Below are 23305 nucleotides of genomic sequence, written 5' to 3' on the forward strand. Positions count from 1 at the left end.
AGAAAAATGAGGCGCAGCAAGCGCCTCATTCATTTTCATCACTCAGCCAGTACAGCAGCTTCTTCTGGCGTGAACTCTTCTTCCAGCTTGACGCTGTCCACTTCGTCTTCAGCAGGTTGGTCGACCTTGAACTCGTTGATATACATGCAGCAGTACTTACCCATGGAAATATCCTTTTCATGATGGATTCATGTGCGCACTTGTTTTCAGGTGCAGGTCGAGAGTAATACCGGCCACTTTCACTGCCCATAGGAAAAGTCCTGACTCCAGGCGTGAATACGTGGTTTATGGGGTGTTACTTGAGTGCCAGAATGCGCCGAAACAGGGAACAGTGTTTCCTACGCACAATTGCTGTGCGCACGCGAAAAGCAAAAAGCCCCTGAAACCGTAGGTTTCAGGGGCTCTTGCATGTATGGCGGAGAGATAGGGATTTGAACCCTAGGTACTGTTGCCAGTACAACGGATTTCGAATCCGTCCCGTTCGGCCACTCCGGCATCTCTCCAGTGGCGCGCATGATACCAGCAGTTTTCCCAAACGCAAAGCTTCTTGTGAAAAAAATTCGCGTGGTATCAGGCGCTTGCGTCAGTCACGCGCTTACAGCGGCACGCCCAGACGCTTGGCAACTTCTTCGTAGGCTTCGATCACGTCGCCCAGACCCTGACGGAAGCGGTCCTTGTCCATCTTCTTGCGGGTTTCCTTGTCCCACAGGCGGCAACCATCCGGGCTGAACTCGTCACCCAGCACGATCTCGCCATGGAACACGCCGAACTCGAGCTTGAAGTCCACCAGCAGCAGACCAGCGTCGTCGAACAGCTTGCTCAGCACTTCGTTGACCTTCAACGACAGCGCCTTCATTTTCACCAGCTGCTCGGCGGTGCCCCAGCCGAACGCAACCACGTGGGATTCGTTGATGAACGGGTCGCCCTTCTCGTCGTTCTTGAGGAACAGCTCGAACGTCGACGGCTCCAGCTTGATGCCCTCCTCCACGCCCAGGCGCTTGACCAGGCTGCCGGCTGCGTAGTTGCGCACCACGCACTCGACCGGAATCATATCGAGCTTCTTGACCAGGCATTCGTTGTCGCCCAGCAGCTTGTCGAACTGGGTTGGAATGCCGGCTTCTTCAAGCTTCTGCATGATGAAGGCGTTGAACTTGTTGTTCACCATGCCCTTGCGGTCGAGCTGTTCGATACGCTTGCCGTCGAACGCCGAGGTGTCGTTGCGAAACAGCAGGATCAAGCGGTCGGCGTCGTCGGTCTTGTACACCGACTTGGCTTTGCCGCGGTAGAGTTCTTCACGTTTTTCCATGATGGGCTCCGCTTGCTAAATTGAAATGGGCTAGGCGATTTCGCGCCAGTCGAGCCCGTAATCCTGATTCGCCACTTGCAGCCAGTCCGGGTCACACCCGAGGGCGTCGACGAAACATTGCCGGGCCAGCTGTGGCAGGTTGTTCTTGCTGCTGAGGTGGGCCAGCACCAGGTGCTGCAGGTTCTGCCAGCCCAACTCCGACACCAGGCGCGCGGCCTGGTGGTTGTTCAAATGTCCGTAGTCGCCACCCACGCGCTGCTTGAGGAACATCGGGTAATGCCCGCGGCCCAGCATGTCGCGACAATGGTTGGCTTCGATCAGCAAGGCGTCCAGGCCCTGATAGCTGTCGAGCAGGGCCGCGTCGTACGAGCCCAGGTCGGTCAGCACGCCAAACCGGCGGCGGCCATCGCTGAACACATACTGCAAGGGCTCCAGCGCATCGTGGCTGACGCCAACGGCGGCAATGCTCAATGCACCCAGCTGCAGGGTATCGCCAGCTGCCAGGAAGCCGCTGGGCTCCACGGGCTTGCGCATCCCGCGCAAGGTGCCACGACTGAGGTACACCGGCACATTGTAGCGCCGCGCCAGCAAACCCACCCCATGCACGTGGTCGGCATGCTCGTGGGTCACCAGCACCGCGCTCAACTGCGCCGCCGACACGCCGAGCAGCGCCAGACGCCGCTCGGTTTCGCGCAGGGAGAACCCGCAATCGACCAGTACGCAGGTACTGCCACTGACAATCAGCGTGCCATTTCCCTGGCTGCCACTTCCGAGTACGGCGAAGCGCACTTAACCCAGGTTGTCCTGGATGACGCTCAGCACGCGACGGGCCACATCGGCCGGGGCCACGGTGTTGATGTTCTTCTCGACCGTCACCTGCACGCTGTCACCCACCTTGCTCAGGCGTACCTGATAGCGCTCGGCGCGGGCTTCACGCTCTTCCTTGCTCGGCGCGCTGCCGAACAGGCGGCTGAAGAAACCAGGCTCCTGGTCCTTGGCCTCGGCTTTTTCGGCAAGGTTGATGTAGTACAGGCCCAGGCTGCGGTTGATGTCCTCAACCCGCCATTCGCCCTGTTCCAGGGCACGGCCGACGCTGGACCACGCGCGATCGAGGTCGGCGCCCAGGTTCAGTACCGGGTTGCCGCTACCGTCTTCGCTCAGGCTGACACGGCTCGGGGTATCGAAGTCACGGGCCGCCAGCAGCGATACCGAACCGCCCTTCTCGGCGCTGCGGGTCATGCTGGCAAGCATTTCGTCGACCAGTGCAGCGTCCACACCGGTGTTCTCGGCGCGTGCCGGGAAGTCCTGTTCGGCGGTGCTGCCGGCAGCACGCTCGACGGTCACCACATAGACTTCACTGGTATTGCGCTGTACGCCCGGCTCGATGCGAACCCGGGCACGGATTTCATTGTTGCTGCTGCCTGCAACACCGCCCAGGCGCTGGGCCATGGACGCCGACAACTCGTCGAAACGCTGCCAGGTGGTGCTGAACTCGCCGGTCTGCGGGCGCTCTTCGGCGATGCGGAAGCCGTTGTCCTCGAAGAACTGGTGGGCCACCGGCCACACCTCGGCCGGGGCGCGCTGGGCCAGGACCCAACGCGAAGCGCCGCTCTTCTGCAGGCTGAAATCGCTGATGTCGGCACCTGCCGCCAACGGCTGTGGACGCGGCACTTCGAACTCGCCCTTGACGTTGTCGTCGGCGACGTTGCGCGGAATCGGCAGCAGCGGGTCAAGGCGCTTGACGTTGCTGACATCCGGCGGCAGCTGCATCGGCGGCTTTTGAGTGGCCTCCAGATAATCGCTGCCCCGGTCACGGAAGTAACCCTCTTCGCCCCAGAGCCAGCCACAACCACTGGTGCTGGAGATGATCAAGGCAAGGGCGGAAAGACCAGCCAATCGCTTCATGCGGTGTACGTCCTCAATTAAAACTTCAGGCCGCACTGGCGCATGGCCTGGCGTACCGTATCGTGACAGGATTCGCTCAGCCAGGTCAGCGGCAGGCGGATGCCCTTGTGCATCAGGCCCATTTCGACCAAAGCCCACTTCACCGGAATCGGGTTGGCTTCGACGAACAGGTCCTTGTGCAGGGGCATCAGTTTTTCGTTGATGGCGCGGGCCTCGTCGGCCTTGCCTTCGAGAGCGGCGTTGCACAGGTCGGCCATTTCGCGCGGGGCGACGTTGGCGGTCACCGAGATGTTGCCTTTACCGCCCAGCAGGATCAGTTCGACGGCGGTCGGATCATCGCCGGACAGCACGATGAAATCCTTGCTCACGCCATCCAGGATCGCCTTGGCACGCTTGAGGTCGCCGGTGGCTTCCTTGATGCCGATGATGTTCGGCACGCTCGAGAGACGGATCACGGTCTCGGCCTGCATGTCACAGGCGGTACGGCCGGGCACGTTGTAGAGGATCTGCGGGATGTCGACGGCTTCGGCAATGTGCTTGAAGTGCTGGTACAGGCCTTCCTGGGTCGGCTTGTTGTAGTAAGGCACCACCAGCAGGCAGGCGTCGGCACCGGCGTCCTTGGCATTGCGGGTCAGGTGCACCGCTTCGCTGGTGGAGTTGGCACCCGTACCGGCAATCACCGGAATACGACCGTTGACCTGTTTGACCACGGCCTTGATGACTTCGATGTGCTCATTGACATCCAGGGTCGCCGATTCGCCGGTGGTACCGACCGCAACGATGGCGTGGGTGCCGTTTTCCAGGTGGAAGTCCACGAGTTTGCTGAGGCTGTCCCAGTCAAGACGCCCTTGTGCATCCATGGGTGTGACCAATGCCACCATACTGCCCGCAATCATGAAGCTGCTCCTGCCGGAAAAAGAGAGCGGTAATGGTACTGGCGCCACAGGGCTTGCACAAGCGAAGCAGGCGGCAGGAGCATTCCCCTCGGCGACCATTTTCGCTACCCTTCTCTCTTTGATCGGTACACAGCGGCCCGCCGGGCTGCCGACAACGCGCCCCGACAGTGCCCGAGCCCTCGATCCTGAGCCACGGAACCACGCCGACAAGCCTATTTGCCCCGTCACGTACCGACCGCTCATCGCTTTAGGAATGCTGCATGTCCACCCCCACCGTTCGCGAACAATTCCTTGTCATCAGTGCCCTGGGCGCCAACCCCATGGAACTGACCAACATTCTGTGCCGGGCCAGCAACGACAATCGCTGCTCGGTCGTCACCTCGCGCCTGACCCGCCACGGCGAGTGCAGCGCACTGGTGCTGCAGGTCACCGGTAGCTGGGACGCCCTGGCGCGTTTCGAAGCGGCGCTGCCGACCCTTGCCAAGAAGCACACCTTCACCGTGAATGTGGTGCGTAGCGCCGAACTCGAAGTGCGCCCGCTGTCGCTGCCCTACGTCGCCTATGTCAGTGCCGCGTACCGCCCCGACATCATCAACGAGCTGTGCCAGTTCTTCATCGACCACAACGTCGAGCTGGAGAACCTGACCTGCGACACCTATCAGGCACCACAGACCGGCGGCACCATGCTCAACGCCACGTTCACCGTGACCCTGCCGGCCGGCACCCAGATCAGCTGGCTGCGTGACCAGTTCCTGGACTTCTCCGACGCCCTGAACCTGGATGCGCTGATCGAACCGTGGCGCCCACAGAACCCCATGTAAGGAAACCCGCAATGGCCGTAGCACTCGACCAACCCGTCGCCGATTTCGAGGCGCAAGCCACCGGCGCCAAGACCGTCAGCCTGAGCGGCCTGAAGGGTCGCCAAGTGGTGATCTACTTCTACCCCAAGGACAGCACCCCGGGCTGCACCACCGAAGGCCAGGGCTTTCGCGACCAGTACGCGGCGTTCCAGGCGGCCAACACCGAGGTGTTCGGCGTATCGCGTGACGGGCTCAAGTCCCACGAGAACTTCAAGGCCAAGCAGGGCTTCCCGTTCGAGCTGATCAGCGACAAGGACGAAGCCCTGTGCCAGCTGTTCGACGTGATCAAGCTCAAGAAGCTGTACGGCAAGGAATACATGGGGGTGGACCGCAGCACCTTCCTGATCGACAGCGAGGGTGTGCTGCGCAAGGAATGGCGCGGCGTGAAGGTGCCCGGGCATGTGGAGGCGGTGCTGGCGCAGGCGCAAGCATTGAACAAGGGCTGAAGCGCTTCGCCGGCGAAGCGTGCGCCGCGGCTAGAGCAGCGGCGCCACCACCGGCTCACGCCGCGGCCAGGCGTCGAGCACCGCCTTGAACAGCGTAGCCAGCGGGATCGCGAAGAAGATCCCCCAGAAGCCCCACAATCCGCCAAACAGCAGTACTGCACAGATGATCGCCACCGGGTGCAGGCTGACCGCTTCGGAGAACAGCAGCGGCACCAGCACGTTGCCGTCCAGCGCCTGGATGATCGCGTACACCGCCATCAGGTAGATGAACTGGTCGCCCCAGCCCCACTGGAACAGGGCAATCAGGGTCACCGGTACGGTTACCACCACCGCCCCCACATACGGCACCACCACCGACAACCCCACCAGCAGCGCAAGCAGCGCCGCATAGTTCAGGCCCAGTGCGATGAACGCGATGTAGGTGGCCACGCCGCAGATCAGGATCTCGATGCCCTTGCCGCGAATGTAGTTGGCGATCTGGCGGTTCATCTCCTCGGCCACGCGGGTCATCAGGGCCCGCTCGCGCGGCAGGTAGCCGCTGACCCAGCGCGCGATCTGCTCGCGGTCCTTGAGAAAGAAGAACACCAGGATCGGCACCAGCACCAGGTAGATCATGATGTTGACCAGCAACGGCAGGCTCGACAGCGAGAAGGTCAGCGCCCATTGACCGAACTTGCCGATCTCGCCGCGCATCGCCTCGATGGCCTGCAGCACCTGCTCATCCGAGACCAGATGCGGGTAGCGCTCCGGCAGCAGCAACAGCAGCGACTGCCACTTGCCAAGCATGCCCGGCAGTTCGTTGAACAGGGTGATCAACTGGTGCCAGAGCAACGGCACCAGCACCAGCAGGAACACCGCCAGCGCGCTCAGGAACAGCAGGAACACCAGCCCCACCGCCACCTTGCTGGGCACCCGCAGGCGCTCCAGCGCATTGACCAGGCCCTGCATCAGGAACGCCAGCACCATGCCCGCCAGCACCGGCGCCAGCATGCCGCCCAGGGTCAGTATCGCGGTGAACCCCAGAAACAGCAGCACCGCCAGCACCACCGCTTCTTCATCCGAGAAATAGCGGTGCAGCCAGCCACGAAGCACTTTGAACATCGGTGATCCTTAAAGAGAAGGGTTCAGGCTTTCTTGAGCCAGTAGGTGTAGACCCCGGCGTCGGCCTGCTCATGCAGCAGCGTATGACCGGCCAGGCGGGCAAAAGTGCGGAAGTCGCGCTGCGAGCCGGCATCGGTGGCCACCACCTTGAGTACTGCACCACTGCCCAGGCGGTTGAGCTCCATCTTGGCCTTGAGCAACGGCAAGGGGCAATTCAGGCCGCTGGCATCCAGTTCGGCGTCGCAGGGTACGGCATCGGTCATCGGGCTTCTCCAGGCAGGTGCATGCCCACGGCAGGTAGCGGCATGCACAGACCTCGTAGGATACCGCCACTGGTCGTCAACGTGTGAGCCGGCTACAGTAAGGTTCTTTGTCGACCCGAGCTTCGTGCATGAATTTTCTGCGCCCTACCCTGCTGACGCTGGCTTGCCTGCTGGCTCTACCGAGCCATGCCGACGACCTGCCGTCACTCGGCGACGCCAGCTCGGCCATCGTTTCCCCGCAACAGGAACACCAACTGGGCCGCGCCTGGTTGAGCCTGCTGCGCGGCAACGTGCGCCAGTTGTCGGACCCCCAGCTCAAGGACTACGTCGAAACCAGCGTCTACCGCCTTGCCGAAACCAGCCAGCTGCAGGACCGGCGCCTGGAGTTCATCCTGATCGACAGCAAGGAACTCAACGCCTTCGCCGCCCCTGGCGGGATCGTGGGGGTCAACGGCGGCCTGTTCCTGAACGCCCAGACCGAGGGCGAGTACGCCTCGGTGCTGGCCCACGAACTGGCGCACTTGTCGCAACGCCACTTCGCCCGCGGCGTGGAAGCCCAGCAACGCATGCAACTGCCGATGATGGGCGCCCTGCTGGTGGGCATCATTGCCGCCGCTGCCGGGGCCGGCGATGCCGGCATCGCCGCGATTGCCGGCACCCAGGCCGCCGCGATCCAGGAACAACGGCGCTTCTCGCGCCAGAACGAACAGGAGGCCGACCGCATCGGCATCCTCAACCTGGAAAAGGCCGGCTACGATCCACGCAACATGCCGACCATGTTCGAACGGCTGATGCGCCAGTACCAGTACAGCGCCAAGCCACCGGAATTTCTGCTGACTCACCCGGTTACCGAGTCGCGGGTCGCCGACACCCGCAACCGTGCCGAACAGGCCCCCAAGGGCGGTGTGGATGACAGCCTGCGCTACCAGTTGATTCGTGCACGCCTGCAACTGACCTACGAAGGCACGCCGGGCCTGGGTGCCAAGCGCTTCCGCGCCCTGCTGGACGAAAACCCCAACCTGGATGCGGCGCGTTACGGCCTGGCACTGGCGCAGATCAAGGGCGGCCAGCTCAACGAGGCCCGCGAGAGCCTCAAGCCCTTGCTCGCCAAGGCACCCAACGACATCACCTACAACCTTGCGCAGATCGACCTGGACGTCACCAACAACCGCCTGGCCGATGCCCAGCAACGGGTGGAGAAGATGCGAGCCCTGTACCCGGGTAACTACCCGCTGCAGCAGTCACGCATCGACCTGCTGCTCAAGCAGAACCGCCCGGCCGAGGCAGAGAAGGCACTGGATGCGCTGCTCAAGAATCGGCCGCAAGACCCGGATGTCTGGTATGAGGTGGCGGAGGTTCGCGGCCTGTCGGGCAACACAATCGGCCTGCACCAGGCTCGCGCCGAGTACTTTGCCCTGGTGGGCGACTTCGACCAGGCCTTGCAGCAGCTCGACTACGCCAAGCAGCGGGCGGGCAACAACTTTGTGCTGTCGTCGAAGATCGATGCCCGTCAGCGCGAGCTGATGGAACAGCAGCGGATGGTCAAGGACATGATGCGCTGACACGCATCAAGGTAGCGCGCACACCATATCGCGGCTCAGCCCCGCCCCCTTGTGGGAGCGGGCTCGACCCGCGATGCTGCTTTCAGGCGTTGCCGGAGAGCTTGAGCCGCGCCGCCTGGGTGAAGTCCAGCATACGCTTGAGTGGCTTGAGTGCCTGCGGGATAAGCGCTGGCTCGACGAAGATCTCGTTGCTGCCCTCGCGCAGGCACTGCAAGGTGCGCTCAAGCGTGTTCATCGCCATCCACGGGCAGTGCGCGCAACTGCGGCACGCCGCGCCGTTGCCGGCAGTGGGCGCCTCGACGAAGACCTTGTCCGGGCACAACTGCTGCATCTTGTAGAAAATGCCGCGGTCGGTGGCCACGATGAAGGTCTTGTTCGGCATGCGCTGCGCAGCCGCAATCAGCTGGCTGGTGGAACCCACCGCATCGGCCAGGTCGATCACCGCCTCTGGCGACTCGGGGTGCACCAGGATCGCCGCGTCCGGGTACAGCGCCTTCATGTCCAGCAACTGACGCGACTTGAACTCCTCGTGAACGATGCAGGCACCGTCCCACAGCAGCATGTCGGCGCCGGTGTTCTTCTGGATGTAACGGCCCAGGTGCTGGTCAGGCCCCCAGATGATGGTCTCGCCGTTATCCATCAGGCTTTCGACGATCTCCAGCGCACAGCTGGAGGTCACCACCCAGTCGGCCCGCGCCTTGACCGCCGCCGACGTGTTGGCATACACCACCACGGTGCGCTCGGGGTGCTTGTCGCAGAACGCCGAAAAGTCCTCCACCGGGCAACCCAGGTCGAGCGAGCAGGTAGCCTCCAGGGTCGGCATCAGCACGCGCTTTTCGGGGTTGAGGATCTTCGCCGTCTCACCCATGAAGCGTACACCGGCCACCACCACGGTCTTGGCCGGATGCTGGTTGCCGAAACGGGCCATCTCCAGCGAGTCGGACACGCAACCGCCGGTCTCCTCGGCCAGGGCCTGGATCACCGGATCACAGTAGAAGTGGGCCACCAGCACGGCGTCCTGAGCCTTGAGCTCGGCGGCGATGGCGGCACGGTAGTCAGCCTCTTGCTCGGGCGTCAGCGGCTTGGGCTGCTTGGCGTCGAGGTGGGCCTGGACCAGAAGGCGTTCGGAAATCTGGGTCATGTTCGCAAGACCTGCAGGCGCTAGTGCGCGTAAGTCGAGTGTATCACCGAGCCCTGGCAAATCGGATAACGGTTCAGCCTGTACGACAGAACCAAAGACCCTCTGCGGCCTCGGGTTTTATGGGTTGCCGAAGGCTACAGATAATCGAATGAATTCTAAAGGGTTTTTTGCCAAACCAGGCTGGCGGGGCAAGCCCGCCAGCCCAGCGGTCAGTTGCCTGCCGGTTGCAGGCCGCCGAGGCTGGACATCACCAGCGCGGCGAACTCTTCAACGGTCATCTTCTGCCCGTTGAAGGCCACCTGGCCATCGGCATAGTGCAGGTTGGCAATGATGTCATTGCCCTTGAGCGTGGCCAGCTTGGAATACAAGGCCATCTGCCCGACCATCTCGCCGGCCATTGCGGCCTGCTTGACCTGCGCCTCGTCCTGCCCTTCCAGGCTGGCCTGCAAGGCTGCTAGGTCACCGATCATCGGCTTGGACAGCGACAAGCTGCTCTGCAGTTTCTCGATCATCTGGCGCACCAGCTGATCGGAAGGCAGGTCGGCCGACGTCGGCTTGGCCAGGTCCAGGGTGAGGTTGAAGCGACTTTCACCGTTGGCGGTCTTGAAGGAAAGGTCCTCCACGGCCACCTGAGGCTTGCCCGCCAGCAACTGCATCATCTGCACCTGCATCAGCGCCTGCTCTTCGGCATTCAGCTCCAGCTCGGGCGGTTGGCCGGCAGCGGCCGTCTCCTGCAACTGGGGCATGTGCTTCTCATAGATCGCCATGATCGCCTGCAGCGCAGGGATATCGAAGCGGTTGACCGCCACCACCAGTTGCCCGCCGCCCACGGCCTTGCCGTCATAGGTGATGGCGTCGACCTTGTAGGCGGCCCTGGCATCGACCTTGTCGCCGTTGACCTTGTAGGTGTTGCGTTGCTCCACACCCTTGACGGTCAGCGGTACCTGGCGATCGCCAAAGGTGAAGGCGCTGTCGCCCAGGGTCACGTCGGCCTGGCCTTCATAGAAGTCGTAGGGCGTCAGGGTGAGGTCTGCAACCAGTTTCAGGCCCTTGAGGTCGAACTTGAGCGGCGGCGTCTCGCTATCGACCATCGACACCTGCAAGGTGCCCATGCTGCCGTCGAGCTTGAGGCGCTTGCCTTCGAAGTCACCGCTCATGCCCAGGTCGAAGCCGGAGAACTTCACCGACGAACCGTCCTTGGCGATGTCCAGCGGCATCAGCCTCAACGTGCCGTCATACGACTGGTCATAGCCCAGGCTGAACTCGCCCTGCACCGGCGAGACATCACCGCTGGCCGCATACCATTCGGCTGTGGTGGCATCCTTCTCGATCGAGGTGCTGGATGCCGCCATCACCGGCATCAGCTTGAATGCCTTGACCCGCTGCCAGGGAAACGGCCCGTGCTCGATGCGATCGACCAGGGTCAGTTCCAGGTTGCTCGGCTCATCGCCCAGCTCCAGGTTCTGCACGGTGAACCTGTAACGCGCGACACTGCTGAACAGGTGTTGCTCCAGCGATACCAGCTCAAGCCGCGCCGTGGCACCCAGGCCCTTGAACGACTTTTGCATCTGCAGATTGGACTGTGCGGTAGCGTGCTCCAGCACGCCAGGCAACTGCTTGCCCGTATACCACGCCCCGGCCGTGCATACGGCCGCTACGGCGACGGCAAGCCCGCACACCACTCCCAGTGTTTTCTTCATGAATTGATCCGTTTGCTATCCATATTGAGGTGAAGCGATGTTACTCGTTGACGTCCATGAACTCCCGCGCCCAGACGATGTAGTCGCCGGGTACGGTGTAGGTATGGGTGAGTTCGGTGGCACTGAGGTCCGAGGCGCTGCTGGTGATGCGGCGCTGCTCGCGCAGGCAGTCGTAGGTGGCCTTGATCGCGGCGAAGTAGGCGCCATGGCCATCCACGGCGATACGCACGCCCAGCTCGGCCAGACGCGTGTCGTCGTGCAGCTGCGGGTTGCCGTAGGTCACCAGCATCAGCGGCACGCTGACGTGGCGGGCAATCTCTTCGAGGTGATCGAAATCGCGAATGCCGACCATGCACACGCCGTCGGCGCCAGCATTCTGGTACGCAACCACGCGGGCAATGACTTCTTCGACCGGGATCAGCGCGGCATTGGTGCGCGCGATGATCGACAGCTCCTGGTCGACGCGAGCCTCCAGGGCAGCGCGGATCTTGCCCACGCCTTCGTCGATGCTGATCAGGTCGGTGGACTTGCGCCCGAACTGGGCAGGCAGCAGGGTGTCTTCGATGGTCAGCGCAGCCACGCCGGCGCGCTCGAGCTCGGTGACGGTGCGCATCACGTTCAGCGCGTTGCCGTAGCCGTGGTCGGCGTCGGCGATCACCGGCAGCTGTGCGACACGCCCGATGCGCGTGGCCTGCTCGGCAAATTCACTCAAGGTGATCAGGGCAAAGTCCGGAGCCGCCAGCACCTGTAACGAAGCCACCGAGCCGCCCAGGATGCCGACTTCGAAGCCGAGGTCGGCGGCGATTCGCGCAGACATCGGGTCGAACACGGAAGCCGTGTGATAGCAGACCGGGGAGGCCAGGAGTTTACGAAAGGCACGGCGCAAATCTTGGTGGGAGGCTCTAGGCATGATCATTCCAGTTTCTTCATCTTCATTCTGGAGGAGAACATACCATTCCTGCCCGACACTCCGACAGTCGCCAGACCCGAACCCAAACAAAAATAAGCGAACAGAAAACGAAAACGCCCCCCTTCAGAAGCCCTGCACGCGCTGCCCCCCTCATTCTGAGGGAGAGACCAGTCGCGGTTTGCAGGGCTGTCGAGAGTGACCGCCCAAGGGCAATCTCAGACCGAGGCCACGATGAAGGTGCGCTTGAACGGGAACAGCGTGCGCCCGTCGTCCTCACGCGGGTAGTGCGCTTCCAGAAGCCTGAGGTACTTGCGCAGAAACGCCTCCCGGTCCTCGTCATCCAGGGAGCTGAGCACCGGGCGCAGTGCCGAAACCTTGACCCAGTCGAACACCGGCGACTGGCCTTCGACCACCTGCAGATGCTCGGTTTCCCAGATATCCAGCTTGCTGGTAAGCGGCGCCAGCAACCGGTAGTAGCAGTCCAGGGACAGGACATTACGCGCCGACATGAACTTGCGCAGCTCCAGCGTGCCGATCACCCGGCCCGCAGGCCCGCATTCGCTCAGGGCCCTGAGCATCAGGTGGTACCAGGGTGCATCCCGCCAGTTGGGCATGTGCAGCGCCAGGTAGCCGCCGGCGTGCAGATTGCCGAGCAGCCGCGGCAGCAGGTTTTCGTGGTCCTCCATGAAATGCAGCACGGCAGCGGCGAACAGCAGGCTTGCCGGCTGCTCGGGCTCCCACTGGCCTATGTCGCTGTTCAGCCATTGGGCATTGACCGGCAGGGCTCGGGCCTCGGCGAGCATTTCTGCCGAGCTGTCGACGCCGAACAACTGTGCCTCCGGCCAGCGTTCGGCCAGCAGCCGGGTGGCGATTCCGGTACCACAGCCCAAATCATAGATGGACGCTGGTGCCTGCAACGGCAGGTGATCGAGCAGCTCGATCACCGGACGCTCCCTCAAACGCGAAAACTGCTGATAGCCTTGCGGGTCCCAGGTCGTACTCCCGCGCAGACCCTGTTGCTGTTTTACAAGCATTGCCACGTTCCTCTCGCTCCATGCGATCAATATTGCCGTCCAAGATTGTTCAACACCCTCAACACCAGAGCGATACCACGTCGCGTTTGCGGCTCGCGCAGCAGTTGCACCAGGCCAAGCAGGCTTGGTGGCTGGGTATCGCTGCTCTGCGCCTGCGCCATGCGCAGCGCGTTGCCCACGGTCCAGGTCAGGGCTGTCACGTCCTCGAACCCATGGGCCAGCTTGTCCACCATCGCGGTGTCGAGCAGGTCGACCAGGTCGGACCCCAGCGACAGCAAGTCGATGATGTTGTCCATGCGACCACTGACCAGCAGCGGTTCGAGTTTTTTCATCAGGGCATCAACGCCCGGGTGAGCAAGGTGTTCCACGGTAGGCTCGAAGGTTTCCATATCGACGTACTCCTGCACCGCTCGACTCAGATCATTCCACGGGCAACCGCCCAGTAGAGGCCCCGGTTGAATCCATTGCGCAACAGGCCGCCCAGCTTGGTCGGCGGGGTGGGCACCACATCCTGCTGGTAGTTGTAGGTCAGTGGCATGCCGGCGTTGAGGCCCATCTGCGCAACGGCCTGGACCTTCCCGTCGTAGACGGCGCAGGGGGTGCCCAGGCGAATCTCGCCGGCGATGTTGTTGGCCACCACCGGTGCCTGGTTATGGCAGGCACCGCCCGCCTTGCTGATGGGCAGGTCCATGGTGTCGCCGATCACGTAGACGTTCTCCAGGCCGTAGACCTGCAGGGTCTCGTGGTTGGTCGGCAGCCAGCCCTCGTTGTTGGGGGCCTGGGACGCACCGCTCTGTATCACCGCGTCCACTGCACGAATGGGTGGGGTCGCCATCAGGATGTCGAACGGCTGCGCCTGGCCTTCGGCCGAATAGGCAATACGTTGATCCGGGTCCACGCGGTCCAGGGTGAAGCCACGCTGAAACCTGATGTTCTTCTGTTCAAAAAGGGTGGGCAACAGTTCTCCGGTTGGCCGCTGCATGAACAGACAGTTTCTGAGCAATTGCGCAGTGGTCGGATAGGTATAAACAATTTCAATGTTATTGCGAACACCGCGACGGCGCAGCAAGTCATCCAGCATCAAGGTAGTTTCCACCGGCGCAATACCGCACTGGTGCGGAACATTGGGCGTCTGTGGGAAAGAAACGGATATGAAGATGCGCCCTTTTTCAATCGTCATCAGACGTTGCGCCAATTGTCGCGCCGCCTTGTATTGATAGAAATGATCCCCCGCCTCCTGCAGCCCCTCGATGCGCTCGGGAGCGGGTACGCAGCCCGTCGCGATCACCAGAAAGTCATAGCCCACGCGCCTTCCAGAGCGGGTGTGCAGGGTTTGCCCGGTGAAGTCGAAGCGGGTCACCTCCTCCACCTGGAAGTCGATTTCAGGTCGCAACAGCGAACGCTCGGGCCGTTTCAGGTCTTCCTGGAAATAGCTGTTGAAGGCAACGTACATGAAGGCAGGTTTGTAATAATGATCCGGCGAATTCGACAGCAGTTTGACCGTGACCTGGTGTTTGAGTATTTCCGGGTAAAGTTGTCTGACCAATTGATTGGCGAGCATCGTGCCGCCTACACCTCCCCCCACGACGACAATAGTTTTAGACATAGCCCCACTCCCTGGCTGGTTTTGAATCCATGCCAAGTACCATAGCAATTATAAAAAAATGCCATATACAGAATCGCTATAGCAAAACAGACATTAATTGCTGTTTCAAAAAAATATTACCCTTCCACCGGTGAAACTCTGCCCACTTAGCATTATTCCTTGGCACAGGCAGACTCTCCTCTGCCGCTGGCTGCTTTGTGTGAAATTTTATTAACGTTTCAATTTTCACGCCTGATTGCTGTTGACTTCGCTCCCCCTCCTGAGTAAATTGCGCGGGCCGGAAATCCGGCCTTTTTTCAACTCACCAAAGAAGCCAATGGACATAGTATCTAGACGCTGTCTGGTCATTGCCGCTGCGCAACGCCAGGCACTTAACCCTGAAAATGACGGGACTCGACTCCGCGGTCGGGTAAGCTGCGCTAGGGCTTGATGCTCCAACGTGGCTTGCCTCCCCGGTTCGTCCGGTCGCGAGGCACACGTTATGTACTTCACTTCTTCTGCAATACCGGGCGTACGCGCCTTCACTTCAGCCCTGCGGGCCAGGCTTCTGCGCGCGCCCAGGCAGCCCGTGCGTGCGCCAAGGCTCCCCTGCGACTCCCCTGCCAGCAGCGCCTTGCGGGCCCGTTGGCGCATCTGCTCCACAAGCGGCCAACGCCAGCAGCGCTGGAGCCTGGACGACAGTCAGGACCCACCGAGTCGGGGCGCCGCCCTGTTTCTGCAGCACGCCTGATCCAGGTTTGCATGCATTCGGGGTGCGTACTTCCCCTTGAATAAACGGCAACTTTGCGCTTATTAAAAAACGAATTTCCTAGTTGGAAAATTCGCCGGCACTTTATTGCCTTCGCATTAATAAAAATCTGTGGAGCACATTATGGAAGAGGCCAGTAGTCGGTTCGCTGCCTGTGCACGTTCATTCAACAGGCAGCGAACGTCACCGCTAAAGATCCCACTCTTCGAATCGATCGCCTGCCCGCGACTCGACATACTTTCACTCGCCTATGATTAGTTGAGTTGTCGGTGTGTCGTGCCGCGAGCAGGCGGCAGGAGCACAGACCATGACTGTAAAAAACCCAACACCCCGCCACACCCACCCCACCCGTGACAGCAACAAGCTGTCGATGCGCGCCGCGCGCGAAGCCCAGAACGGCCTGGCCGTTACCCTGGCCAACGTCAACTCCAGCCCCGCCGGACTCACCGAAGAAGAAGCCCAGGGCCGCCTGCAACGGGACGGCCACAACGAAGTCGCCCATGACCGTCCGCCCCATGCACTGGTGCAGTTGCTGCACGCTTTCAACAACCCCTTCATCTATGTGCTGATGACCTTGACGGGTATCAGTTTCTTCACCGACTTCTGGCTGCCGCTGCAGGCCGGCGAAGAAACCGACCTGACCGGCGTGATCATCGTGCTGGTGATGGTGTTGGCGAGCGGCGTGATGCGTTTCTGGCAGGAACACCGATCGGCCAAGGCCGCCGAAGCCCTGAAGGCGATGGTGCGCACCACCGCAGCCGTGCTGCGGCGCGAGCAGCTAGGGGCCCAGGCGCGGGTTCGAGAACTACCCATGCGCGAACTGGTGGTGGGCGACATCATCCAGCTGTCTGCCGGCGACATGATCCCCGCAGACATTCGCCTGATCGAGTCCCGCGACCTGTTCATCAGCCAGGCGGTACTGACCGGCGAAGCCTTGCCAGTGGAAAAGTACGACACCCTGGGTGCGGTGCAGGAAAAATCCGCCAAGGCCCAGGCCGCCGACCAACAGGACCTGCTGGACCTTCCCAACATCTGCTTCATGGGCACCAACGTGGTCAGCGGGACCGCCACGGCCGTGGTGGTCGCCACCGGGGCTCGTACCTATTTCGGCTCACTGGCCCGCTCCATCGTCGGCTCCCGCGCGCACACCGCCTTCGACCGCGGGGTCAACAGCGTGAGCTGGCTGCTGATCCGCTTCATGCTGGTGATGGTGCCCATCGTGCTGCTGATCAACGGCTTCACCAAGGGGGACTGGGCCGAAGCCTTCATGTTCGCCCTGGCGGTAGCGGTTGGCCTGACCCCGGAAATGCTGCCGATGATCGTCAGCGCCAACCTGGCCAAGGGCGCGGCCGCCATGGCCAGGCGCAAGGTAGTGGTCAAGCGCCTGAACGCGATCCAGAACTTCGGCGCCATGGACGTACTGTGCACCGACAAGACCGGCACCCTGACCCAGGACCGCATCATCCTCGAACACCATGTCGATGTCGGTGGCAACCGCTGCGACGAGGTGCTGCAACTGGCCTGGCTCAACAGCCACCACCAGAGCGGCATGAAAAACCTCATGGACCGTGCCGTGGTCAGTTTCGCCGAGGACAATCAGCAGTTCACCCCTCCGGCAGCCTGGCGCAAGGTCGACGAACTGCCCTTCGACTTCGTACGTCGGCGTCTGTCGGTGATTCTGGCCGATGCCAGTGGTGGTCACCTGCTGGTGTGCAAGGGCGCCGTGGAAGAGATGCTGGAGACCGCCAGCCGGGTCCGCCAGCAGGGCACTGCCGTAAGCCTGGATGCCGAGCGCCGTTCGGCCCTGCTCAAACTCGCCGAGGCCTATAACCGCGACGGCTTTCGCGTGCTGCTGGTGGGTACCCGCCAAATAGCCGCAGGCCAGACGCAGACCCAGTACAGCGCCAGTGATGAGCGCGAGCTGATCATCGAAGGCTTGCTGACCTTCCTCGACCCGCCCAAGGAAAGCGCCGGCCCGGCCATCGCCGCACTGCGCGACAACGGCGTGACGGTCAAGGTACTCACCGGCGACAACCCCACCGTTACCGCCAAGATCTGCCGGGAAGTGGGCCTGGAGGCAGGCGAGCCGCTACTGGGCCGCGACATCGAGCACATGGACGATGAGGTGCTCGCGCGCCGGGTGGAAGAGCGCACGGTGTTCGCCAAGCTCACGCCACTGCAGAAGTCCCGCGTACTCAAGGCCCTTCAAGCCAACGGCCACACCGTCGGGTTTCTGGGTGACGGGATCAACGACGCCCCTGCCCTGCGCGACGCCGACGTCGGCATCTCGGTGGACAGCGGCACCGACATTGCCAAGGAGTCGGCAGACATCATCCTGCTGGAAAAGAGCCTGATGGTACTGGAGGAAGGGGTGATCAAGGGTCGCGAGACCTTCGGCAACATCATGAAGTACCTGAACATGACCGCCAGCTCCAACTTCGGCAACGTGTTCTCGGTGCTGGTCGCCAGTGCCTTCATCCCCTTCCTGCCGATGCTGGCGATTCACCTGTTGCTGCAGAACCTGATGTACGACTTCTCCCAGCTGGCGCTGCCATGGGACAAGATGGACAAGGAGTACCTGGCCAAGCCACGCAAATGGGATGCCCGGAACATCGGGCGGTTCATGCTGTGGATAGGGCCAACATCATCCATTTTCGACATCACCACCTTCGCGCTGATGTGGTATGTGTTCGCCGCCAACAGCGTGGAAATGGCCAGCCTGTTCCAGTCGGGCTGGTTCATCGAAGGGCTGCTGTCCCAGACCCTGGTGGTGCACATGCTGCGCACCCGCAAGATCCCGTTCATCCAGAGCACTGCAGCCTTGCCGGTAATGCTGGCGACGGGGCTGGTGATGGCGCTGGGAATCTACGTGCCCTTCTCGCCGCTGGGCAGCATGGTCGGCCTGGTTCCGCTGCCGTGGGAATACTTCCCTTGGCTGGTGGGCACACTGCTCAGCTACTGCGTGGTCGCCCAGACCATGAAGACCTTGTACATCCGCCGCTTCAAGCAGTGGTTCTGAAGAACGTGGCTCAGGGAGAACGCCTATGCGCGTACTGATTTGCGCCGGCCGCCATTACGCCGACAGCCGGGTGTGCCGGCAGGTTCTGGAAGCTTTCCAGCGCCTGCACCCGGTGCAGGTGGTCATCCACGGTGGCAGTCAGTTCCTCGGTGCGCATATCGAGGACTGGGCCCGGGAAAACGCAGCCCACATCGTGCGCTACCCACCCAACTGGCAGCACCACGGCAAACAGGCCGAACGCCTGCGCAACCGCTTCATGCTGGCCGATAGCCGACCGGACATCGTGCTCGCACTGCCCGGCGGGGCAGACACTGAAGAACTGCTCGACCAGGCCCGAAGCCAGGGCCTGCAGACACTCTCGGCAGGCAACCCGTAGACCGGTGACCCCCTCCCGCGCCAGCTCGCACCCAGCCGAGCTGGCGCGAACGCAAACTCCAGGTCAACCCGCAGATCATGGTTCAGTTGCTGAACAGGGAGGGAAATTCAACAGACGAAAAAAAACCCGCTTTCTCATGGAAAGCGGGTTTTTCGAAATGGTGGGTCGTGTAGGATTCGAACCTACGACCAATTGGTTAAAAGCCAACTGCTCTACCAACTGAGCTAACGACCCGTTGCGTGGGGCGTATAATACTGATTTCCTTAAGGAAATCAACACCCCACCGTAAAAAAAATCAAAAATATCGGGTAGGGTCGGTCACGCCGGCTGCCCGGAAGCCATCTGCACGCAGGCGGCAGCTGTCGCACTTGCCACAGGCACGGCCTTGATCGTCAGCCTGATAGCACGACACAGTGAGGCTGTAGTCGACACCACGCGCCATGCCCGCCTGAACGATCTGCGCCTTGCTCAGGTTCTGCAACGGTGCCTGGATGCGAAAGCCCTGCCCCTCGACACCGGCCTTGGTGGCCAGGTTGGCCATGCGCTCGAATGCCTCGACGAACTCGGGACGGCAATCCGGGTAGCCCGAGTAATCCACCGCGTTCACGCCGATGAAGATATCCCGCGCCTGCAACACCTCGGCCCAGCCCAGCGCCAACGACAGGAACACGGTATTGCGCGCCGGTACGTAGGTCACTGGAATGCCTTCACCCGGCGTCTCGGGTACATCGATGCTGCTGTCGGTCAGCGCCGAACCACCAATACCATCCAGGCTCAGGCCGATCACCTTGTGCTCGACTGCACCCAGGTCACGGGCAACTCGCGCAGCGGCGTCCAGTTCGGCGCGATGACGCTGGCCGTAGTCGAAACTCATGGTATAGCAGCTGTAGCCTTCGGCCTTGGCCATCGCGACCACCGTGGCCGAGTCCAGGCCACCAGACAGCAGGATTACCGCACGTTTCTCAGTCATGACATCACTCCCCAATCAGCGTCCCGGCTCGTCGTTCCACAATTGCTTGTGCAACTGCAGTTGAAAACGAACCGGCAAATTATCGGCCACGATCCAGTCGGCCAGGTCGCTGGCCTTGACCTGATGGTGGCTCGGCGAAAACAGCACCTCCCCGGCACGCTTCTCCAGACCATACTGGATCAGCTTGGATACCGCCCAGTCATAGTCTTCACGGGAACAGATGACGAACTTGACCTGATCGTTCGGGGTCAGCAGCTCGATATTCTCGTAGAGGTTGCGGTGCATCTCTTCGGAGCCCGGCGTCTTGAGGTCCACCACCCGGCTGACGCGCTGGTCGACCTTCGAGATGTCCAGTGCTCCGCTGGTTTCCAGCGACACCTCATAGCCGGCGTCGCACAATTGCTTGAGCAAGGGGATGGCGTTGGGTTGGGCCAATGGCTCACCGCCAGTGACGCACACGTAACGCGGGCGAAAACCAGCCACCTGCTCGAGAATCGAGTCGAGGCTGCGCACGGTGCCACCACTGAAGGCATAGGCACTGTCACAATACTGGCAACGCAAAGGGCAGCCGGTGAGACGTACAAATACCGTGGGCAGCCCAGCGGTACGCGTTTCACCCTGCAACGAGTAAAAAACTTCGGTAATTCGTAATGTGTCTTGCATAGTCGCCACGGGCGTAACAGCTAAACAGGCTGTCCGCCTCCGTCAGGCACTGCAGCGAACCCGGCATCGCGTAGTTCGCAGCAGCGTGTGTCAATAAAAGGGCATCGATTCTAACGAAAAAACCCGCGACTAGCGCGGGTTTCTTCCAGGCGGGCAGTTCAGAGCTTCTGCAGGTCGCGCTGGGCCAACTGTGCGGCGGAGGTACCCGGGTACTGGGTGACCACCTGCTGCAGAATACCCTTGACCCGGTCGGTGTGACCCAGGCGGCGCTCGACATCGGCCAGCTTGTACAGCGAGTCCGGCACCTTGCTGTGCTTCGGATACAGCTGGCTGACCTTGGCAAACGCCTGGCCGGCGCCCTGCAGGTCGCCCTTGGCAAGATTCACTTCACCCAGCCAGTACTGGGCATTGCCGGCGTACTGACTGTTGGGGTACTTGCGCAGGAAGGCATTGAATGCCTGGCTGGCCTTGTCGAAATCCTTGGCCTTGATCAGGTCGAAAGCAGCGTCGTAATAGAGCTTTTCTTTCGCCGGATCGCCAGGTTCGCTACTGGCCGCAGGGGCGGTGGCCGCGCCTGCAGCGGCACCGGCGGCTACATCACCACCGGTGGAGGAATTCTCTGGAGTTGCAGCGGGTGCACCGCCGGCTCCGATACGCCGATCCAGGTCCTGGTAACGCTCCAGGCCTTCCTGTTTCAGGCGGGCTACATCGTTTTGCAGTTCTTCGATCACGCCTTGCTGGCGCGAAATCTGATCCTGCATCTGCTGCAATTGCATGAACAGCTGACCCTGCGCCGAGGCAGGGGCCGAAACCCCTCCCCCGGCGTAGGCGCCGCTCGTACCATAACCCGCTGGCGGATAACTGCTTGCGCCGTTATAGCCAGCGTTGTCATCAACAACAGGAACCTCGGCCCAGGCCACGAGTGGCAGGGCGAGAGCCAGGACGGTTACAGCACGGCGGCACGTTCGCATATCGAATTACTTACGCAGTTCGACGCGACGGTTCTGAGCCCAGGATTGCTCGTCGTTACCGGTAGCAACTGGACGCTCTTCGCCGTAGGAAACCAGTTCCAGTTGGGCTGGGGAAACGCCTTGCAGTACCAGGTAGCGCTGTACGGCTTTAGCACGACGCTCGCCCAGGGCCATGTTGTATTCGCGAGTACCACGCTCGTCGGTGTTGCCTTCCAGGACGACGCGAGCGCCATTGCCTTTCAGGTCTTTGGCGTGAACGTCCAGAGCGCGCATGGCTTCTGGCTTCAGGTCCGAGCTGTCGTATTCGAAGTAGAAGGTGGTGATTGCGCGCAGAGCGGCTTCTTCGCTCAGGGAACCGTCAACAGCACCGGTGTTAGCGCCGTAACCAGCGTTTGGATCAACAGCGCCTTCACCAGCGTTGTCGCCGCCCTTGGAGGAGCAACCTACAGCTACAGCCATGGCCAGAGCCAGCGCAGCAAACTTACCAAACTTCAGCATTTCCATCGTGAAACTCCTAATGAACCCCAATGTGTTAAGTGTTACGTAAAGCGCCGCGTCAGTTCAGGTAAGGGGACCAGGACGGTTCTCTGACTTCGCCTTGAGCGGTAGGAAGCGGGAGCCTCACGCGTCCGTTGAGAGAGACGAGCATCAAGACTCCCCGGCCCTGCTGGCGGGTGGCGTAGATTAGCATGGTGCCGTTGGGCGCAACAGTGGGTGACTCATCAAGACTTGTTTCAGAGAGGATTTTTACACTTCCTCGCTGCAAATCCTGCGCGGCCACCTTGAAGTTGGTGAAACCTTGCTGGCGATGAATCATTACCAGGGTCTTTTCATCCGCCGACAGTTTAGGGTTGGCGTTGTAGTTACCCACGAAAGTTACACGCTCGGCACCACCACCCGAAACGTTGGTTTTGTAGATCTGCGGCTTGCCGCCACGATCCGACGTGAAATAGATGGTCGAACCATCCTTGCCCCAGAACGGCTCGGTGTTGATACCCGGGCCGGCCGTGACACGCGACATCTGGCGCGAAGCCATGTTCATCACATAGATGTCAGGGTTGCCGTCCTTGGACAGCACGAACGCCAGGCGCGAACCATCGGGCGACCAGGCTGGTGCACCGTTGAGGCCTTCGAAGTTGGTGATCTGCTCACGACGGCCAGTGTCGATGTGCTGTACGAAGATACGCGGACGACGCTGTTCGAACGACACATAGGCAATGCGCTTGCCGTCTGGCGCGAAGCGCGGCGACAGGATCGGCTCGCGCGACTGCAGCAGGGTCACGGCGCGGGCGCCGTCGTAGTCCGAACGCTGCAACGTGTAACGAGTGTTGTCCTTGGAGAAGCGTTCGGCGGTGACGTACAGCATGCGCGTGGAGAACGCACCCTTGATGCCGGTGAGCTTCTCGAACGACTGGTCGGCAATGTAGTGCGACATGTCACGCAGCTGGTCGGTAGTGCCCGAGACGCTGCCGGTCAGCACTTGCTGCTCGGTGGCGACGTTGAACAGCGCATATTGCACCTGCAGGCGACCGCCCGCTGGCACGATGCTGCCTACCATCACGTACTGGGCGCCCAGGGCCTTCCAGTCGCGGAAGATGACTTCGCTGGCCTGGCTAGGCTGGCTGATCATGTTCTGGCGCGGAATCGGCGCGTAGTAGCCGGAGTTGCGCAGGTCATTGCCAATGATATCGGCCATGTCCTCGGGCAGCACACTGCCACCCTGCAGGGCGAACGGCACGACCGCGATCGGCGTGGCACGGTCACTGCCGCTGGTGACCAGGATGTTCTTTTCTTCTGCAACGGCCATCCCTGCTGCGCAGCAGAGAAC

At 61.7% G+C, this 23305-nt stretch carries 23 protein-coding genes and 2 tRNA genes; 5 read left to right on the forward strand and 20 right to left on the reverse strand.

Annotation, left to right across the window (positions count from 1 at the left end; genetic code table 11):
* Positions 1 to 38 precede the first annotated feature (38 nt).
* The 6 genes from V9K84_RS14955 to dapA form a co-directional block, all read right to left on the reverse strand.
* Positions 39 to 164, reverse strand: coding sequence for a hypothetical protein (locus V9K84_RS14955; protein WP_254996984.1), 126 nt, complete (start codon positions 162 to 164; stop codon positions 39 to 41).
* Between the two features lie 249 nt (positions 165 to 413).
* A tRNA-Ser gene (locus V9K84_RS14960) sits at positions 414 to 503 on the reverse strand.
* Between the two features lie 92 nt (positions 504 to 595).
* Positions 596 to 1306 (reverse strand): phosphoribosylaminoimidazolesuccinocarboxamide synthase, encoded by a 711-nt coding sequence (gene purC, locus V9K84_RS14965; RefSeq protein WP_010223163.1) that lies wholly within the window; start codon positions 1304 to 1306, stop codon positions 596 to 598.
* Between the two features lie 30 nt (positions 1307 to 1336).
* Complete coding sequence (locus tag V9K84_RS14970) at positions 1337 to 2095, reverse strand: MBL fold metallo-hydrolase (protein ID WP_043864220.1); 759 nt, start codon at positions 2093 to 2095, stop codon at positions 1337 to 1339.
* Positions 2096 to 3211, reverse strand: a complete 1116-nt coding sequence (bamC, locus tag V9K84_RS14975; RefSeq protein ID WP_043864221.1) for an outer membrane protein assembly factor BamC — start codon at positions 3209 to 3211, stop codon at positions 2096 to 2098.
* A 17-nt stretch (positions 3212 to 3228) separates the two neighbouring features.
* Positions 3229 to 4107 (reverse strand): 4-hydroxy-tetrahydrodipicolinate synthase, encoded by an 879-nt coding sequence (gene dapA / locus V9K84_RS14980; protein ID WP_043864222.1) that lies wholly within the window; start codon positions 4105 to 4107, stop codon positions 3229 to 3231.
* A gap of 260 nt (positions 4108 to 4367) precedes the next feature.
* On the opposite strand from dapA, the gene V9K84_RS14985 reads away from it, so the two are divergent.
* Together V9K84_RS14985 and V9K84_RS14990 are read left to right on the forward strand one after the other, a co-directional pair.
* Positions 4368 to 4928, forward strand: coding sequence for a glycine cleavage system protein R (locus tag V9K84_RS14985; protein ID WP_043864223.1), 561 nt, complete (start codon positions 4368 to 4370; stop codon positions 4926 to 4928).
* 11 nt (positions 4929 to 4939) lie between these two features.
* Complete coding sequence (locus tag V9K84_RS14990; protein ID WP_043864224.1) at positions 4940 to 5413, forward strand: peroxiredoxin; 474 nt, start codon at positions 4940 to 4942, stop codon at positions 5411 to 5413.
* Positions 5414 to 5443: 30 nt separating this feature from the next.
* On the opposite strand, the gene V9K84_RS14995 is transcribed toward V9K84_RS14990, so the two are convergent.
* On the reverse strand, positions 5444 to 6514 hold the full coding sequence (locus V9K84_RS14995) for an AI-2E family transporter (RefSeq protein WP_043864225.1): 1071 nt from the start codon (positions 6512 to 6514) through the stop codon (positions 5444 to 5446).
* A gap of 23 nt (positions 6515 to 6537) precedes the next feature.
* Positions 6538 to 6777, reverse strand: coding sequence for a sulfurtransferase TusA family protein (locus V9K84_RS15000; protein WP_043864226.1), 240 nt, complete (start codon positions 6775 to 6777; stop codon positions 6538 to 6540).
* A 128-nt stretch (positions 6778 to 6905) separates the two neighbouring features.
* On the opposite strand from V9K84_RS15000, the gene V9K84_RS15005 reads away from it, so the two are divergent.
* A complete protein-coding gene (locus V9K84_RS15005) occupies positions 6906 to 8339 on the forward strand; it encodes a M48 family metalloprotease (RefSeq protein WP_043864227.1) in 1434 nt (477 codons plus the stop codon).
* Positions 8340 to 8421: 82 nt separating this feature from the next.
* On the opposite strand, the gene nadA is transcribed toward V9K84_RS15005, so the two are convergent.
* The 6 genes from nadA to V9K84_RS15035 all read right to left on the reverse strand — a co-directional run bounded on the left by nadA (position 8422) and on the right by V9K84_RS15035 (position 14730).
* Complete coding sequence (gene nadA, locus V9K84_RS15010; protein ID WP_043864228.1) at positions 8422 to 9480, reverse strand: quinolinate synthase NadA; 1059 nt, start codon at positions 9478 to 9480, stop codon at positions 8422 to 8424.
* Positions 9481 to 9689: 209 nt separating this feature from the next.
* Entirely contained in the window at positions 9690 to 11180 is a 1491-nt protein-coding gene (locus tag V9K84_RS15015) for a YdgA family protein (RefSeq protein ID WP_088514489.1), read from the reverse strand.
* A gap of 40 nt (positions 11181 to 11220) precedes the next feature.
* Complete coding sequence (locus V9K84_RS15020) at positions 11221 to 12090, reverse strand: oxaloacetate decarboxylase (RefSeq protein ID WP_043864299.1); 870 nt, start codon at positions 12088 to 12090, stop codon at positions 11221 to 11223.
* Between the two features lie 215 nt (positions 12091 to 12305).
* On the reverse strand, positions 12306 to 13124 hold the full coding sequence (locus tag V9K84_RS15025) for a methyltransferase domain-containing protein (RefSeq protein ID WP_088514488.1): 819 nt from the start codon (positions 13122 to 13124) through the stop codon (positions 12306 to 12308).
* 26 nt (positions 13125 to 13150) lie between these two features.
* Positions 13151 to 13513: a DUF1641 domain-containing protein gene (locus tag V9K84_RS15030; RefSeq protein ID WP_078480035.1), complete on the reverse strand. Its 363-nt coding sequence runs from the start codon at positions 13511 to 13513 to the stop codon at positions 13151 to 13153.
* Between the two features lie 26 nt (positions 13514 to 13539).
* Positions 13540 to 14730, reverse strand: coding sequence for an FAD/NAD(P)-binding oxidoreductase (locus tag V9K84_RS15035; RefSeq protein WP_058541512.1), 1191 nt, complete (start codon positions 14728 to 14730; stop codon positions 13540 to 13542).
* A 1055-nt stretch (positions 14731 to 15785) separates the two neighbouring features.
* On the opposite strand from V9K84_RS15035, the gene mgtA reads away from it, so the two are divergent.
* Complete coding sequence (gene mgtA, locus V9K84_RS15040) at positions 15786 to 18497, forward strand: magnesium-translocating P-type ATPase (protein ID WP_088514486.1); 2712 nt, start codon at positions 15786 to 15788, stop codon at positions 18495 to 18497.
* Between the two features lie 25 nt (positions 18498 to 18522).
* Positions 18523 to 18873 carry a DUF2493 domain-containing protein gene (locus V9K84_RS15045; RefSeq protein WP_078480038.1) on the forward strand — a complete coding sequence of 117 codons (351 nt, stop codon included), beginning with the start codon at positions 18523 to 18525 and terminating at the stop codon, positions 18871 to 18873.
* A gap of 158 nt (positions 18874 to 19031) precedes the next feature.
* Here the strand turns inward: V9K84_RS15045 and V9K84_RS15050 are convergent.
* From V9K84_RS15050 to tolB, 6 genes are all read right to left on the reverse strand, one after another.
* Positions 19032 to 19107: transfer RNA gene (locus V9K84_RS15050), tRNA-Lys, on the reverse strand.
* Positions 19108 to 19168: 61 nt separating this feature from the next.
* Positions 19169 to 19843, reverse strand: a complete 675-nt coding sequence (queC, locus tag V9K84_RS15055) for a 7-cyano-7-deazaguanine synthase QueC (RefSeq protein WP_058541509.1) — start codon at positions 19841 to 19843, stop codon at positions 19169 to 19171.
* Positions 19844 to 19858: 15 nt separating this feature from the next.
* Positions 19859 to 20506 (reverse strand): 7-carboxy-7-deazaguanine synthase QueE, encoded by a 648-nt coding sequence (gene queE / locus V9K84_RS15060; protein WP_043864236.1) that lies wholly within the window; start codon positions 20504 to 20506, stop codon positions 19859 to 19861.
* Between the two features lie 158 nt (positions 20507 to 20664).
* Positions 20665 to 21477: a tol-pal system protein YbgF gene (gene ybgF, locus V9K84_RS15065; RefSeq protein WP_054914972.1), complete on the reverse strand. Its 813-nt coding sequence runs from the start codon at positions 21475 to 21477 to the stop codon at positions 20665 to 20667.
* A 6-nt stretch (positions 21478 to 21483) separates the two neighbouring features.
* Complete coding sequence (pal, locus tag V9K84_RS15070; RefSeq protein ID WP_042121796.1) at positions 21484 to 21981, reverse strand: peptidoglycan-associated lipoprotein Pal; 498 nt, start codon at positions 21979 to 21981, stop codon at positions 21484 to 21486.
* Positions 21982 to 22033: 52 nt separating this feature from the next.
* Positions 22034 to 23284: a Tol-Pal system beta propeller repeat protein TolB gene (gene tolB / locus V9K84_RS15075; RefSeq protein WP_213085823.1), complete on the reverse strand. Its 1251-nt coding sequence runs from the start codon at positions 23282 to 23284 to the stop codon at positions 22034 to 22036.
* Between the last annotated feature and the right edge of the window lie 21 nt (positions 23285 to 23305).

The organism is Pseudomonas sp. AE27 (genome assembly GCF_037113495.1).
GTDB lineage: Bacteria > Pseudomonadota > Gammaproteobacteria > Pseudomonadales > Pseudomonadaceae > Aquipseudomonas > Aquipseudomonas palmensis.

What these genes read in the sequence shown, in the direction of transcription:
- tolB (WP_213085823.1), bottom strand. Translation starts at nt 23,284, where the DNA reads ATGGCCGTTGCAGAAGAAAAGAACATCCTGGTCACCAGCGGCAGTGAC.
- queC (WP_058541509.1), bottom strand. Translation starts at nt 19,843, where the DNA reads ATGACTGAGAAACGTGCGGTAATCCTGCTGTCTGGTGGCCTGGACTCG.
- nadA (WP_043864228.1), bottom strand. Translation starts at nt 9,480, where the DNA reads ATGACCCAGATTTCCGAACGCCTTCTGGTCCAGGCCCACCTCGACGCC.
- V9K84_RS15015 (WP_088514489.1), bottom strand. Translation starts at nt 11,180, where the DNA reads ATGAAGAAAACACTGGGAGTGGTGTGCGGGCTTGCCGTCGCCGTAGCG.
- ybgF (WP_054914972.1), bottom strand. Translation starts at nt 21,477, where the DNA reads ATGCGAACGTGCCGCCGTGCTGTAACCGTCCTGGCTCTCGCCCTGCCA.
- V9K84_RS14985 (WP_043864223.1), top strand. Translation starts at nt 4,368, where the DNA reads ATGTCCACCCCCACCGTTCGCGAACAATTCCTTGTCATCAGTGCCCTG.
- V9K84_RS14995 (WP_043864225.1), bottom strand. Translation starts at nt 6,514, where the DNA reads ATGTTCAAAGTGCTTCGTGGCTGGCTGCACCGCTATTTCTCGGATGAA.
- V9K84_RS15005 (WP_043864227.1), top strand. Translation starts at nt 6,906, where the DNA reads ATGAATTTTCTGCGCCCTACCCTGCTGACGCTGGCTTGCCTGCTGGCT.
- V9K84_RS14955 (WP_254996984.1), bottom strand. Translation starts at nt 164, where the DNA reads ATGGGTAAGTACTGCTGCATGTATATCAACGAGTTCAAGGTCGACCAA.
- V9K84_RS15045 (WP_078480038.1), top strand. Translation starts at nt 18,523, where the DNA reads ATGCGCGTACTGATTTGCGCCGGCCGCCATTACGCCGACAGCCGGGTG.
- V9K84_RS15020 (WP_043864299.1), bottom strand. Translation starts at nt 12,090, where the DNA reads ATGCCTAGAGCCTCCCACCAAGATTTGCGCCGTGCCTTTCGTAAACTC.
- mgtA (WP_088514486.1), top strand. Translation starts at nt 15,786, where the DNA reads ATGACTGTAAAAAACCCAACACCCCGCCACACCCACCCCACCCGTGAC.
- purC (WP_010223163.1), bottom strand. Translation starts at nt 1,306, where the DNA reads ATGGAAAAACGTGAAGAACTCTACCGCGGCAAAGCCAAGTCGGTGTAC.
- pal (WP_042121796.1), bottom strand. Translation starts at nt 21,981, where the DNA reads ATGGAAATGCTGAAGTTTGGTAAGTTTGCTGCGCTGGCTCTGGCCATG.
- V9K84_RS15035 (WP_058541512.1), bottom strand. Translation starts at nt 14,730, where the DNA reads ATGTCTAAAACTATTGTCGTCGTGGGGGGAGGTGTAGGCGGCACGATG.
- V9K84_RS15025 (WP_088514488.1), bottom strand. Translation starts at nt 13,124, where the DNA reads ATGCTTGTAAAACAGCAACAGGGTCTGCGCGGGAGTACGACCTGGGAC.
- queE (WP_043864236.1), bottom strand. Translation starts at nt 20,506, where the DNA reads ATGCAAGACACATTACGAATTACCGAAGTTTTTTACTCGTTGCAGGGT.
- V9K84_RS15030 (WP_078480035.1), bottom strand. Translation starts at nt 13,513, where the DNA reads ATGGAAACCTTCGAGCCTACCGTGGAACACCTTGCTCACCCGGGCGTT.
- V9K84_RS14990 (WP_043864224.1), top strand. Translation starts at nt 4,940, where the DNA reads ATGGCCGTAGCACTCGACCAACCCGTCGCCGATTTCGAGGCGCAAGCC.
- bamC (WP_043864221.1), bottom strand. Translation starts at nt 3,211, where the DNA reads ATGAAGCGATTGGCTGGTCTTTCCGCCCTTGCCTTGATCATCTCCAGC.
- V9K84_RS15000 (WP_043864226.1), bottom strand. Translation starts at nt 6,777, where the DNA reads ATGACCGATGCCGTACCCTGCGACGCCGAACTGGATGCCAGCGGCCTG.
- dapA (WP_043864222.1), bottom strand. Translation starts at nt 4,107, where the DNA reads ATGATTGCGGGCAGTATGGTGGCATTGGTCACACCCATGGATGCACAA.